Below are 15010 nucleotides of genomic sequence, written 5' to 3'. Positions count from 1 at the left end.
GCGATGGCAATACAAACACATATCAATGTGACAGTAGATTTTAGTAAATGGAATGGAAATACATATGATTTGCGTATTCCGAATCATCAATCTATTAAATATTTATTAAAAAACTTATTAGATACGCTAAAGATTGATAATCATGAAGGTTCACATTTTGTAATTAAAGTGAAAAATAAGTCAATTGTTTTAACAGATAATGATCGTTTAATTGATCACCAAATAACAGATGGAGATATTTTGCAAGTTTTATAAAGAATATTTTTTACTTTTAGTTATTTGAAAATAAGTTATTACGGGTTATAAAGAAAAGGAGAAGAGGATAAACATGACGGAAAAAATAATTCAAATTGATGCAATGAACTATCAATTTCAAATAGAAAAAGAAAATTGGAAATTGGAGATGACCAAATCTCAAACACGTATAAAAGACTTCCGTCAATTCGATATAATTACGGGCGAATCATCTGAATTTGTACCATTAACAATAGAAGAAACGGATGATATGTTTACGTTTCTATATCAAGTAGATAAAAAATTATATAAGTGGGACGATCTTAGCCGTTTTGGAAGAAATGAGAAATTAAGACTACTTCGGAATGTTGCGCAGTTTCGTAAATATTTAAATAAACGAATCACGTTCTTTTTACATCCAGACAATATAGTTTTTAATGCTAATTTAATACCAAGTATTATACATAGAGGAATTCGAGATATTGTTCCGCCAACCCCGTTATTAGAAGAGCAATTTTTAACACAATATAAGTGTCTAATTATTGCTTTATTCTCCCAAAAACATAACTTTGATGATTTGTATGCTGGGTTACTAAAAGATGCAAAAGAAACAACATTTGAACAGACCGTTGCTCAAATGGAAAGCTTAGATGCATTACTGCAGTTTCTTGATGACAGCTTTGAGAAGGAACAAACAAAAACAGAAAAAAATATGCAGTTAGTACCTAAAAAAAGCTATAAATCATTTAAATACTTAGCTTTTTCCTTCATAGCGGCGACAGTTATTTTAGCTGCTCCTTTAATATATTTCACTTTTATAAAATTTCCTTATCAAAATAAATTGTTAGAAGCAAATGCAAGTTTCATAGCAACTGATTATGACAAAGTCATTACGCAATTGAATGAAGAGGAGTTTGAATCATTACCGATTGCATCTAAATATGAGTTAGCATTTGCATACATTACAGCTGAAAAACTAGGTGAAGCTCAAAAGAAATCGATTATGAAAAACATTAGTTTGAAAAGTGATGAAAAGTATTTGCTGTATTGGATGTATAACGGAAAAGGTAATTTTGATAAATCATTAGATTTAGCTAAGACACTTGATGATCCTCAGCTTATTATGTACGGCCTTGTTAAACAAATTGAATCACTGAAAAATAATCCGGATTTATCAGGGGAAGAACGTGATCAAAAGTTAAAAACATATGAGCAACAATTAGATGAATATAAAAAGAAATATGGCAATTCATCAAACGATAAAAATTTGTCGGACACAGAGAAAAAAGAGTAAGCACTTGATGAGACAGTTGAAAAGGAGCAGTGAACACGGATGGAGCAACTATTAGTATTGACTTATGGAGACAAAATATATAAGTGCACATTACATCCAAATGAGCAATCAATAGTGTCGATTGGAAAAGAGTGGACAAATGATATTACGAATCCAAGTTTAGAACAAGAAGTAGAGTTAAAGTGGAATAATGAAGTAAATGCTTGGATGGTACAGGATCAATTAATAGAATTCAATAAGGAAATTGAGATTGGGAAAACAAGAGATGTGAGCTTGAAAATCTTTATATCTATTGTTGGTACAACTAAAGTGTTTGATATTGGAACGAAACATTCTCTTACAGTGAGTCAAAACGATTACGATGATATTTCTATTACCGGGACTAGTGTAGATTTAATGCTATCTCGCGAAACGTTGTACGATTCTTTTAAAGTGAACGTGTATGGCGGGGATGTATTTCATAATTATACGAAGTTAAAAGATAGCGTTATGTTGGAATCAGGAGACGTATTATATTTTGATGGTATTTTATTGGAGATTGGTAGTGAAGACATTCAAGTACTTTCTTCAGAAGATAAAGTGAAATCTGCGTTACCTATTTTAGTAGAATCAGAAACGAATTATCAAAGTGGTTATCCAGACTATCATCGTTCACCACGTATTATTTACCGTGAACCAGAAGAGAAAATGACAATTGCAAAGCCTTCAAGTATGCCATCAAAACCAACGGAGCATTTAGCAAGAATCATTGCACCTTCACTTGTCATGATTGTCGTAACTGTATTACTTGCTATTTTCATGAAATATGGAATGTTTATTATCGCATCGATTGCGATGACATTAGTAACAATCATTGTTTCTGTCACATCGTATATTAAAAATTTGAAGCAATATAAAGTCGACATTGTTGAACGAGATAAAAGCTATAGAGAGTATATAAAACAAAAAACGAAAGATTTACATGCAGAAAGTGAAAAACAGCGTCACGCATTACATTATCACAATCCAAATGTAGAAGTAATACGTAATATGGCAGTTCAAGTAAATCCTAGAATTTATGAAAAAACAATGTTACATCATGATTTCTTAACATTTAGCGTTGGAACAGGACAAGCTAATACGAGTTTTGAAATTCAATTTAATGAAGAAGAGTTTAGTCAAACGAAAGATGAATTAATCGATATAGCACGTGAACTAAGACAGCGTTATCTATCATTGGAAGATGTACCAGTTGTAACAGATTTAATGAATGGACCAGTCGGTTATATTGGCCAACGCTCTTTAGTGTTAGAGCAATTACAATTATTAGTTGCACAAACGGCTTTATTCCATAGTTATTATGACTTGCAGTTTATTACTATTTTTCCGGAAGAAGAAAAAGAAAAATGGGATTGGATGCGCTGGTTACCTCATGGAAGTGTTCGCGATATAAATGTACGTGGATTTGTATACCATGATCGTAGCCGTGATCAAGTGTTAAATAGTTTGTATCAAATATTGAAAGAACGAAAATTAAAACTAGATGAAAAAAGTTCTACTAATGAAAAAATGTACTTTGCACCGCACTATGTCGTTCTCATTACAGATGAAAAACTAATATTAGACCATGTTGTTATGGAATTCTTTAATGATGATCCGAGTCAATTAGGTGTATCACTTGTATTTGTACAAGATGTTATGCAAAGTTTACCGGAGCATGTGAAAACGGTAATAGATATAAGAGATGCAAAACAAGGGAACATCATCTTAGAGCAAGGAGAGCTTGTTAACCGTCAATTTAAACTAAATCACGTACCGAAAGGGTTCAATTTAGAAGATATTTCACGGGCATTAGCACCATTAAATCATTTGCAAAACTTAAAAAATAGTATTCCAGAAAGCGTAACATTTTTAGAAATGTACGGCGTTGAAAAAGTAAAAGAACTGAATATCACAAGTCGTTGGGAGAAAAATGCAGCGCATAAATCTTTAGCTGTACCACTTGGATTACGTGGTAAAGAAGATATCGTAAACTTAAACTTACACGAAAAAGCACACGGACCACACGGATTAATAGCAGGTACAACAGGTTCAGGTAAATCGGAAATTATACAATCGTATATTTTATCTCTAGCAGTCAATTTTCACCCGTACGAAGTAGCCTTTTTACTAATTGACTATAAAGGCGGCGGAATGGCGAATTTATTCAAAAACTTACCGCATTTATTAGGAACAATTACGAACTTAGATGGAGCACAAAGTATGAGAGCGCTCGCATCAATTAAAGCTGAATTACAAAAAAGACAACGATTATTTGGCGAAAATGATGTAAACCATATTAATCAGTATCAAAAACTGTATAAAGAAGGCTTAGTAAGTGAACCGATGCCACATCTATTTTTAATTAGTGATGAATTCGCGGAACTGAAGTCAGAACAACCAGAATTTATGAAAGAGTTAGTTTCAACAGCGCGTATCGGTCGTTCACTCGGAATTCATTTAATATTAGCTACGCAAAAACCAAGTGGTGTTGTAGATGATCAAATTTGGAGTAACTCGAAATTCAAACTAGCACTAAAAGTTCAAAATACGTCAGATAGTAATGAAATTTTAAAAACACCAGATGCTGCTGAAATTACATTACCAGGACGTGCTTACTTACAAGTTGGGAATAATGAAATTTATGAACTATTCCAATCAGCTTGGAGCGGAGCAGACTATGTAGAAAACAAAGAGGATAAAGAACATTTAGACGCAACAATCTATGCAATAAATGATCTAGGACAATATGAAATATTAAGTGAAGATTTAAGTGGACTTGGTAGCAGTAAAGAAGTAATAAGCGTACCATCTGAACTGGATGCTGTTATTGACTACATTCACGATTACGCAGAAATAAATGAAATTGAAGCATTAGCAAGACCGTGGTTACCACCACTTCCAGAAAGCGTATATTTACAAGACTTACATGCTATTCAGTTCAAAGAAGCATGGACGAAAGAAAAGAAACCATTACAAGCAACAATTGGCCTACTAGATCAGCCTGAATTACAATCACAAACACCATTAACACTAGATATTAGTAAAGACGGACACGTAGCGGTCTTCTCAAGTCCAGGCTACGGAAAATCAACATTCTTACAATCAGTCATTATGGATGTAGCTCGTCAGCATAGTCCGGAGCATTTGCATGTGTATTTATTAGACTTCGGAACAAATGGCTTAATGCCATTAAAATCCTTACCGCATGTGGCAGATATCATTACATTAGACCAAGTTGAAAAATGCGAGAAATTTCTTCGTCGCATAGAAGACCTATTAAAAGATAGAAAGCAATTGCTAAGTAAATATGGTGTTGCGAGTCTTGAAATGTATGAGAGAGCTAGTAAAGAAGTATTACCAACAATATTAATTACGTTAGATAACTATGATGCTGTTAGAGAAGCTGGATTTGTCGAAGACTTTGAACGCATTATTGCACAAATTGTACGTGAAGGGGCAGCAGTAGGAATTCATTTAATGCTTACGGCTACACGTCAAAATGCATTGAGAGTACAAGTAAATACAAATATTAAACTACAAATTGCGCTATATATGATAGATGAGGCAGAATCTAGAGCTATTGTAGGAAGAACAGAGTTGAAAATTGAAGAATTAGCAGGCCGTGGTTTAGTTAAAATTGACGAACCAACAATCTTCCAAACAGCTTTACCGACAAATGGAGAAGATGTCCTTACTCGAATTGAAAATATACAAGCTGAAGGAAAAGAGATGGATTCCTTCTGGGATGGAGAAAGACCGAAAGCAATTCCTATGGTACCTGAAGTTCTGGAATACAAGGAATTCATTGCATGGCCAGAAACAAGAAAAATTATTGAAGCAGGCAAACTAACATTTGGTGTAGAGACAGAAAACGTTACGCCTCTCGAATTAGATTTAACGGAAGCGTCTAATATTGTTGTAGGGGGAATTAAGAAAGATGAAGTTGAAAATGTAGTTCATCAATTCCTTCAACAGTTAGCAGACAGTGGACACTTTGACCTAGGTTTAATTGATACAAGAACACGAAATTTCTCAAACTATAGAGAGAGCGCTGCTTTATATGTAGCTGAAAAAACAGGAATTGAGAAAACGATTAAACAAGTTACAAACGCTTATAAATCGAGAGAAGCGGCGTTTAAAGAGGAGCAGGAAGCATCAAGTGAAACAGTGAACCCGGCAGAATTTATTAAGAAATTTAAGCCGATTGTAATCGTAATTGCAGATGTAAATGATATTTTAAGTAATTTAGAAGATAGCGATATATATAGTTTAGCGGAATTAATAACAAATGGTGCATTTATGGGCATCCACTTCGTAATTGGCTGTGATGTTGATTCAATTGACAGTCGATACGACTTAGTTTCAAAAACAATAAAAACGCAATCTCATGTTATTTTACTTAGAAAATCATCAGGCCAAATGGTCTTCGATGTATCTAATAAAGATTTAAGTAGTACAAAATTAAATCCATTTGAAGGGTATTTTGTTGAAAATCGTTTTGCTACTAGAATTAAAGTGCCAACTATTTAAGGGGGGATTTGCATGGGGATAGAGGAATTAAATAGTCAAAAATCTGGTTTATTAAGTAGTATAAGTCATCAACAAGGGCAATTGGCTGAACTACAAATGAAACTAAGAAGGCTAATAACTGCTAAAGGGAAATTTGTAAATAATCTTGAAGCAATTAAACAAAATCAAGAGCAATTTAAGTCTTTAGAAATAAACGAGAGTAGTTGGAAAGGGCAAAGAGCAACTACTTTTAAAGAAACGTATGAACAACAAGTCATTTCGAATTTGGGGAAGTTTATCGGAGAACTAGGGAGAGTGCAAGAAGACATCGATCAAGCTATACGGCGGCTTGAAAGAGAAATCGCTACATGTGAGTCTAGTATTCTTTCTCTAAGTAGAAGTGTTTCAATGGTTGACGCTAGTATTCAAGTAGAAGTACAGAAGGCGGGGAAATGATAAATGGGGGAAATTAAATTAAATAAAGGGGTATTTGATGCGAAAGTAAGTGATTTGAAAAGTGGTGCTAGTGATTTAGGTAAGACTAAATTTAATGGTATGCAGTTACATCGTACGAATTTAAGTAAACTGAAAAAATATTGTGAAGCGATTGAAAAGTTATCGAAAAAAGTGCAGCAATATGAACAAATACTACAAAAGGATATTAGTAGCATTCAGCAAACAGGACAAGAAATGGTTCAGCAAGATGAAAAGCTGGGAAAAGATTTGAAAGACAGTTCAGCTCACCGTGCTATGTAAAGGGATAGGAGGGAGAAAATATGAGCAAAATCATAGAGTTACAAGAAGTAAAAGAACTGCAAGAGCGGTTTAATTCAAGTGCTGAAGAGTTAAATCAACATTTGGAAACATTGCAACAAAAAATAGAGGACTTTACACAAATTAACTCTTTTCAAGGGAAAGCTGCTGATACTATTAAGAATCATTTATCTACAGTTCATGGAGCTGTTATCACGGGATTTACAGTTACAACGGAAATGTTAAAAAATCAATTTCAAAAAGCAATAGAGGAGTTTAACAGTGAGGTTGACAGTGATGCAGATGCAAAAATTCATGGAAGTTATTTGGATGATGTAAAGAAAAAAGTTAATGGATATAGTGAAGGGTTTAGCTACTCTAATGAAGAGGCGAAAAAAACAGTAGGTACGATTAGTGACATCGTCGCAATTCAATATCCATCATCATCAAGCATCACTGAAGGCGCTGTAAAAAGCCAAAAAGAAATTAGTGATACATTAGAAAAATTAGAGACTTATAACAGTAAGCAAAGTGACCTGCAAGAGTTTGATGAATTAATGCGTAAGATAGATGAGGGAATGAAGCAAATAAAAGTGAATAATGGGAATTTGTCTATCGCTTCAATAGGGAAACTTATATCTAGCGTGGCAATTGGAAATATCATTAAGGTAATGGCAGATACAATGACCAAATTCGACATTAGTGTTAAGGGAACTAAGGCTCTTTTAGCTTCCTATATACGCATGCATTATGTTAAAAAGAATTATGCTTTAGACGTCCTTTTTGATCCTAAAGGTCGAAAAGGGAAAGGAGTATATGAACTATCGACATTAAAGAAAGAAGATTTGGTTAAAGTAGCAAAAATCCTTACAATGGATAATAATGATGATGTTTTAGTTCGATTTATCAAGAATAAATTAGAATTTGAATTTGGTAATTTAAAAACAACAAATTCACAAATAAAAAAAGCAAGAAAAACTATTTTAAAATTACCAGAGTTTCAAAGTTATCAAGATTTCCACGTTGATTGGGAGAAGAAAGGATTGCCTACTGCAATTGGGGAGAGAGGATTGAGTGCATTTAAGACTGCTTATGCAGACGGTTTAAAGGATTTACATCCTGGGAAATGGAAAGAAATGTTTAAAGGTATGGGGAAACCGGCCACAGTATTAAAAGGAGCAGGTATTTTTGGGGCTGTTGTGTCAGTCGGAGGGAATGTTGTAGACGCTACTAAAGATGATGGTTGGCAGTTACATGATGTAGCTGATATAGCAACAGATTCAGCTGTAGATATTGGAGCAAATGCTGGAGCGATGGCAGCTGGAGCTGTAGCAGGATCGTTTTTCCTTCCGCCGCTTGGAACTGTGGTTGGAGCTGGTGTTGCCGTAGGACTTACATGGGCAATTAATAAAAAATGGTCTTTTTTAGGAGGAGAAGACAATGCAATTGATCTTGCTAAAAAAGGAGTTAAAAAAGTAACACACAAACTTGGATCTATATTTTGGTAATAAGACTACAAGAAAGGTGCATATAGGTAATGTGGAATATAAAAGAAGAAGATTTAGATAAATTTCGGATGACATGTAAACGTCGATTAAGTCCTGAAGGTGCTTTTGGATTTATGATAGGAACAATAGTGTTTGTTTCAATAATGATGTTTTTTCTTATTGGTACTTTAGTAACGTTTGGTTGGGACTATTATACTACTTTCTTTGAGAAAACAATCGTTAGAATGGAACTTGTGCTATATAGCTTGCAAATAATTTTTTTAATTCTATATTCATTTCCAAAAGCTCGATTTAAATTTCAAAAGTTACAAACTTTTGTTGTATTATTATATGCATTTCAATTAGGTACGATATTATTCACGGCTCTAATTCTTCCTGGAATGTCTGATTATACAGTTGATCGAATTACATTAGTATATGTAGGTTTCTTATTTTTAGGAGCAGTGATTATTCATATTGTGACAACGATTGATACGTTTAAACAGGCAAGTGAAGGTGCGTTTAGTATGAATGAAAGATCCACTTCCTTTTTTAGTAAAACAAAAGGAACTATGATGAAAGTGGCTTCAATATACGCATTAATCCTACTTATTTTAATTTATTTTCATAATGATTATACGTTTGACACTTTTATTGGATATGTAATAGGTACTGTTTTAATGTATACAGTAGCTATAGGTGCAGCTGAATTTCAGCTATTAGTGTATTGTAGGTTTAAATTCCCTTCATTTAACATATCATGGGAGCAACATAAAAGAGAGACTCCAAGATATCAAAAGAAAAATAAAAAAGGTAAATCAAAACGTAAGGCGTAAAGGAAATGAGTATAGTAGATTTAAATGTTCGTCATTTACTATAATGTGGAAGGAATATGAAGGAGAGCGTAAGTGACATTTGAAGAAACATAAAAAATATAGCCAAGATATAGTAAAAGGAGTAGTTATTATGAAAATTCAATATAAAGCATTATCACTTTTAAATTTAATTAGTATTACTCAAATTGTAAAAAAAGAAGATTGGTTATTACCTGCTATCGCACTGAGAAATCAAGTTGTTCATAATGGAATATATGCAGTAGGTCCTGTTCTTTTTAAATATCAGCCATTGGAAAATGAACCAGAGTACGGTGAATATACGTATTCTGTTCCAGTAAATGAGCGTGTTAAATTGGGAGAGAATTCTGCATATGAATACGTTGATGGATTAATTATTGAAGAGGCATTAAGTGTTCGATTTACAGATGAAGATGGTGATATTGAGGAGGCTTATAATTTAATACATGAGTTTGCAGAACAGCATCATATTAAATTAGATAACGGTTTTTATCACGTATGTTTAGACGTATACGGTGACATGTGGCTAGATATTTATGCTCCTATTATAGAAGTAGGTGAAACAATAAAATGATAATTGAAGGACAAAGTATTGCATATACAAATGTTGTTTCGAAGGAGTACTATTTTCATTACGAAGATATGGAAGAAGCAATTGAACATTTTATGTCAGAAATTGCAACAGCGAATTTAACAGTAAAAGGTCCGATGTTTTATGCTTTGAAAAATATACCATCTGATGAAAATATGTACGTTGAATTATTCATGCCAGTAAATGAAGATAAAATTCCAGCATCAGAAACACTTCAATTTAGGAGCTATTATTATGTTGATGAGATGCTCATGAAACGATATACGGGAGATTATGAAAAATTAACAGAGCAGGTATATGGTGAAATGCTTCTGTATATGGAGGATAATAATCTGAATTTAGCCTCGCCAATTTATCATGTGTTTAGCGGTGATGAGTCTTTACAGTATGTTGAAGTGAAGATTGCTGTATTTAATGAAGAATAATATTTTAAGCTTGTGACTTTTAACATATGGAAACATCATGAAATATCATAAAAGAGATAGTTTTGAATAGGGTTTGGGGAAATATCATAAATAAAACCTTCTCTTCTCGTTAGAATGAGGAGGTTTTGCGTTCTCAAATTTATATGTAATTAACTTAATATTTCGACATGTGATTTTCAACGGGCTCATTCTGTATTGGTAGTAGTTACGTGCTATAGTTCGCTTTGTTGCTAGTTTGAAGGGGAAAGTTTATTCAAAAGTCAATTTGTAAAGAGTGGAAGGTGTTATTTTGATTAAGGATCGGAATGTTTCAGAAACAGAGCAAAGTTTTTTTCAAAGGACAATAGTATCTATCTATCAAGCGTTAGAATTTATAATGAAATATACAATGATTCTAATAATAATAATGTCAATATTTGTGATAATTGCTGCTGTTTATTTTAAAATATATGAGGGTATAGGGGCGGGTGTATTCCTCTTAATTTCGTCATTATTTGCATATTTGGTGTTTTTTAAGAAAAGTAAAAATGCCTAAATTAATAGCAAAAATACAAAGATTAACAACTATAATACGTTATTTGAAGAGGGAAAGTTTTGAATATGGCATGAATGTATAACAGTAAGAAAACCTTCTCTTTTCGTTAAAATGAGAAGGTTTTTATTTTTAATCTACATGATTTAAGTGAATGTAGTTAAGGGTGGGACAATTGGATGTGGAATATAAAAGAAAAAGATTTAGATGAATTTAAAATAACATGTAGAAATCGTTTAAGTCCTGAGGCTGCTGTAGGTTTTATGCTAGGTTCAATCATATACACCTCATTAATCATGTTAGGTGTAATTTATGGTTTGGTGAAATTTGGTTGGTCCGTATATCCTAGTTTACTAGAGGAAACAATTATTAAAATAGAGTTATGTTTGTATAGCTTACAAATCATTTTTCTTATTGTATATTTATTTCCCAAAGCCCGTTTTAAATTTCAAAAGTTACAAGCTATAGTTATATTGTTATATGCACTTCAACTTGCGACTATAGGATTTGTAACAGTAGTTGTTTCGAGTATTTTTGGTTATTCAAATGATCGTATTACATTGACTTATGTAGCCTTATTATTGTTAGGAGCTTTTATTATTCATATTTTTACAACGATTAATACCTTTAAGCAAGCTAGCGAAGGCGCATTTAGTAAGTGGGAAAATTCAGTTTCATTTTTTAGTAAGACAAAAGATTTTTTAATGATTGCCTCTATATTATGTGTATTAACTCTCTTAATCTTAATTTATATTAATAATGATTATACGATGGAGCAAATAGGTTGGTATTCTGTATTGACCCTTATACTATACACGGTAGCCATAGGTGCAGCTGAGTTCCAATTATTAGCCTATTGCAGATTTAAATTTCCATCATTTTATATTTCGTGGGAGGAACATGAAAGAGAGCGTCAGAAAAGACTAAAGCTTTATGAAGGGAAGGAAAAAAAGAAAACTAAAGAAATAAAATAAGTTTTGCGTCGAAATGGGGAAAGATGAATGCTTAAAATAAAGGAAGAAGATTTAGGTTTTTTTCAAATTACAAATAAAAACCGATTAAGTCCGGATTATATAAGAATCTTTTATGGGGGAGTTTTTGCATATACTTCTATACCCATGCTTATTATGTTTTTAATTCTTTTGCTAAATGGTGATAAGATTTCTTTAACTCCTTTTGAGAAGATGGTTGTACAAACTGAAGTGAAATTGTATATTTTGGAGTTCGTTTTTTTAATGTTATTCATGTCTAAAAAAATTGCTTTTAAATTACAGAAACTCCAAACCATTGTGACTGTATTTTATTCTTTTCAGTTAGCAACATTACCATTTATGGCTATGGTGGTGGAAGAAATCTTTGATTTTCCATGTGATAATAAAACACTGGTTTATGTTGGTTTAATACTATTAGGTGCAATCTGTACTCACATTGTAGTAACGATCGATGTTTTTAGAAAAGCAAAGCATGGAGGATATAAATTAGAAGGACCGGCTGTCTCATTTTTTACTAACACGAAATTATATTTATTGATTGGAATAACGATCGGTGTAATAGTTCTACTTGTATTAATTTTTTTAAACCTTAATTATACATTTGATGAAATGGCAATTTATGTGACACAAACAATAATATTATATATATTCGCTGTAGTATCAGCAGAATTCGTCCTATTGGTGTATTGTCGCTTTAAATTTCCATCATTTAATATTACGTGGGAACAACATGAAAAGGAACGCCAAGAATTTATAGCAAATAGAAAAAGAATAAGAGAGAAAGAACAAAGGCGAAACAAAAACTGAAATGAAAGTTATAAATGATACTCGTAAACTTACATTGAAGATAGAATGAATACATTATTCATAAATTAACTAGTAAAGGGAGGAATGTAATATCTTGAATAAAGATTCTAAAGCCGTAAAAAAAGAAAAAGTTTTTTTTGAAGGTGTAATAGCACCTATTATTGTTGGGATTATGTTTATCTTTTTAATTCTATATAAAGTAGCAGAGTTTCTGGGGAAGTGGCTCATTATTTTGTCAATACCGGGCTATATTGTTACTATGTTTATTTTTTTATACCAGAAAGAATATGGAGGTGTATTGGTTTGTGGAATAGGCTTAATACTAATGCTATCGCTGTATTTTGTGTTTGTTAAAAAAAGTAAAAAAGGCTAGTTTAATATGAAATACTAAAAACATTTATTTACTTTCAGTTTGTCTACAAAAATAGAGTTATTACATGATTTTAGAAAAGATGGTGTAATTATATGTGGAATATAAAAGAAGAAGATTTAAATGAATTTAAAAGTACTTGTAAGAACCGCTTAAGTCCCGACTGGGCTACAGGGTTTATGTTTGGAACGATGTTTTTTATTTCATTAATAATGTTTTTTCTTATTGTAGGGTTAATAAGGTTTGGTTGGAGTTATTACCCGACTCTCTTTGATAAAATAATTGTTAGCTTTGAGTTAGTGTTTTATAGTCTTCAAGTAATTTTTTTAATTATTTATCTGTTTCCTAAGATGTCATTTAAATTTCAGAAACTACAAACACTTGTGGTACTGTTATATGCGTTTCAGCTAAGTACTATAACATTTACAATACTGATAATCCCAGGGATGTCAAATTATTCGATTGATCAAATTACATTAATGTATGTTGGGTTATTATTTTTAGGAGCAGTCATTTTGCATATTTTAGCGACTATTGATACTTTTAGACAGGCAAGTAAAGGGGCATTTAGTACGGAAGAAAAATCCTCTTCATTTTTTAGTAAAACAAAGAGGATTGCAATTAAGTGTGCTCTAATTTATGTGTTAACGCTTCTCATTTTAATTTATGTGCATAATGATTATACACTAAATATTTTAGGATTGTATGCGGGAGGGACTCTAATCATGTACGCGGTAGCCATAGGTGCAGCAGAGTTCCAATTATTAGCCTATTGTAGATTTAAATTTCCTTCATTTTATATTTCGTGGGAGGAACACGAAAGGGAGCGTCAGGAATTCTTAAAGCGTTATAAAGAGAGAGAAGAAAAGAAAGAAAAAGAAATAAAATAAGTTTTGATTTCTGAAAATTCGAATAGAATATATAAGCAATTAAGGATTGTATATAAATCGATGCTATTAAAAATTAAAGTATCTTCAATATAATCTGTATGAGTAAATAAATAGCAGTAAGTAAAGGTGAAATGTATTACTTTCCAAAAAGGAACATAATGAACTTAAAAATGCCTAGAGAAATCAACGGGGTGTCAGTATGAAGTTAAAGAAGAAAGCTAAGATGATGATAGTTCTGTCAATAGTATCAAGTTTATTAGGTGGATGTGGTTTTGGGGAGATGAAGATAGAGTATGAGAGATTAGTAAAGGCATTGGATGAAGGTGATATGAAAACGGTTATGTCTGCGAGTGATGATGGATATGCATATGTGAAAGAAGAGACTAGCGAAAGTACTTATGAAGAAAAAGAAGATGGTGAACATAGCAGGATAATATATCAAACAACCCATGGAATATATAATGTGAAAGAAAACGACTTATATGGGAAAACAACTCAAAAGATTGCTACTGATATAAAAAATGATAAAAACGTTGGTAGTAATCAAAATTACAAAAAAGAAACTGTCTATAGTACAAATTTGAAAAATGAAAAATCTCGTTCAATAGCCCAGAATCAAGGCATAGATGTTTCATATGTAAAAATAATGTTTAGAGGATTAAATGAACTTAGTAAATTGAAACCGAGTGAAGATACAAAAAGATTTAGTGAACCGAGCATAATAAGCTATGATTTAACTGAATTACAGTTTAAAAGCATAATAAATGACAAGTTAAATTTAAAATATGATAAATTTGATTCTGCAATATTGATGATTGAATTTAATACGCCTAATGATACAAAAGAAAATCAAATGAGAATAATACAAATAACAATATCGGTAAATTATGAAGAAAGAAAAGAAGATAAGCTTATAAAACGCAATCAAGAAATTTCAACATATTATCATACCAGGGAAGATAATAATCAAAGTTCTAAAAAAGAATATGTAAATTATGAAAAAGAGTATATAAATCAAAAATAATATATTTTAATTGAATTTTGAGAACGATAAATGTTGTGAGGATATGAGTAAAGGGGTATTGAAAAATAGTTACTGTGATGACAGTTATGTTTTGCTGAGCGCGTGTAGTTTTGGGAAATCAAAATAAAGTATGAGAGCCTAATAAAGGCAATGGATGAAGGTGACAAGAAGACGGTTATACTTAAGTGAAAGAGAGAAGAGTATTTGGAAATTTTGAGGAGAAAGG

General features: G+C 32.0%; 16 protein-coding genes. All 16 read left to right on the top strand.

The window, feature by feature from the left end; genetic code table 11:
• Positions 1-3 precede the first annotated feature (3 nt).
• The 16 genes from AU379_RS13715 (at position 4) to AU379_RS31220 (ending at position 14973) form a co-directional block, all read left to right on the top strand.
• The gene (locus AU379_RS13715; RefSeq protein WP_001007571.1) at positions 4-255 is read left to right on the top strand and encodes an EsaB/YukD family protein; all 252 of its coding nucleotides are present in this window, start codon (positions 4-6) and stop codon (positions 253-255) included.
• A 73-nt stretch (positions 256-328) separates the two neighbouring features.
• Positions 329-1528, top strand: a complete 1200-nt coding sequence (gene essB / locus AU379_RS13710) for a type VII secretion protein EssB (RefSeq protein ID WP_000136611.1) — start codon at positions 329-331, stop codon at positions 1526-1528.
• Positions 1529-1567: 39 nt separating this feature from the next.
• Positions 1568-6079 (top strand): type VII secretion protein EssC, encoded by a 4512-nt coding sequence (gene essC / locus AU379_RS13705; RefSeq protein ID WP_061139414.1) that lies wholly within the window; start codon positions 1568-1570, stop codon positions 6077-6079.
• Positions 6080-6091: 12 nt separating this feature from the next.
• A complete protein-coding gene (locus AU379_RS13700) occupies positions 6092-6514 on the top strand; it encodes a DUF5082 family protein (RefSeq protein ID WP_000510565.1) in 423 nt (140 codons plus the stop codon).
• 3 nt (positions 6515-6517) lie between these two features.
• Positions 6518-6814: a TIGR04197 family type VII secretion effector gene (locus AU379_RS13695; RefSeq protein WP_000503887.1), complete on the top strand. Its 297-nt coding sequence runs from the start codon at positions 6518-6520 to the stop codon at positions 6812-6814.
• 20 nt (positions 6815-6834) lie between these two features.
• Positions 6835-8319 (top strand): T7SS effector LXG polymorphic toxin, encoded by a 1485-nt coding sequence (locus AU379_RS13690; RefSeq protein WP_044584389.1) that lies wholly within the window; start codon positions 6835-6837, stop codon positions 8317-8319.
• A gap of 29 nt (positions 8320-8348) precedes the next feature.
• Complete coding sequence (locus AU379_RS13685; RefSeq protein WP_061139413.1) at positions 8349-9134, top strand: hypothetical protein; 786 nt, start codon at positions 8349-8351, stop codon at positions 9132-9134.
• Between the two features lie 130 nt (positions 9135-9264).
• Entirely contained in the window at positions 9265-9726 is a 462-nt protein-coding gene (locus AU379_RS13680; protein ID WP_000701784.1) for a DUF5085 family protein, read from the top strand.
• Positions 9723-10169, top strand: coding sequence for a DUF5085 family protein (locus tag AU379_RS13675; RefSeq protein WP_000582716.1), 447 nt, complete (start codon positions 9723-9725; stop codon positions 10167-10169). The genes AU379_RS13680 and AU379_RS13675 overlap by 4 nt, the downstream gene beginning before the upstream one ends.
• A gap of 289 nt (positions 10170-10458) precedes the next feature.
• On the top strand, positions 10459-10704 hold the full coding sequence (locus AU379_RS30975) for a hypothetical protein (RefSeq protein ID WP_000588631.1): 246 nt from the start codon (positions 10459-10461) through the stop codon (positions 10702-10704).
• Between the two features lie 176 nt (positions 10705-10880).
• Positions 10881-11675: a hypothetical protein gene (locus tag AU379_RS13665; RefSeq protein WP_000267169.1), complete on the top strand. Its 795-nt coding sequence runs from the start codon at positions 10881-10883 to the stop codon at positions 11673-11675.
• A 27-nt stretch (positions 11676-11702) separates the two neighbouring features.
• Positions 11703-12500 carry a hypothetical protein gene (locus AU379_RS13660; protein ID WP_044584390.1) on the top strand — a complete coding sequence of 266 codons (798 nt, stop codon included), beginning with the start codon at positions 11703-11705 and terminating at the stop codon, positions 12498-12500.
• A gap of 94 nt (positions 12501-12594) precedes the next feature.
• A complete protein-coding gene (locus tag AU379_RS13655; protein ID WP_044584391.1) occupies positions 12595-12873 on the top strand; it encodes a hypothetical protein in 279 nt (92 codons plus the stop codon).
• 92 nt (positions 12874-12965) lie between these two features.
• Entirely contained in the window at positions 12966-13760 is a 795-nt protein-coding gene (locus AU379_RS13650) for a hypothetical protein (RefSeq protein ID WP_044584392.1), read from the top strand.
• Between the two features lie 199 nt (positions 13761-13959).
• A complete protein-coding gene (locus AU379_RS13645) occupies positions 13960-14784 on the top strand; it encodes a DUF3952 domain-containing protein (RefSeq protein ID WP_044584393.1) in 825 nt (274 codons plus the stop codon).
• A 117-nt stretch (positions 14785-14901) separates the two neighbouring features.
• On the top strand, positions 14902-14973 hold the full coding sequence (locus AU379_RS31220; RefSeq protein ID WP_116891186.1) for a hypothetical protein: 72 nt from the start codon (positions 14902-14904) through the stop codon (positions 14971-14973).
• Positions 14974-15010: the final 37 nt, after the last annotated feature.

The organism is Bacillus sp. JH7, assembly GCF_001563515.1.
GTDB lineage: Bacteria > Bacillota > Bacilli > Bacillales > Bacillaceae_G > Bacillus_A > Bacillus_A cereus.
Note: the sequence above shows the minus strand (reverse complement) of the source record. Positions and strands in the feature narration are given on the sequence as shown.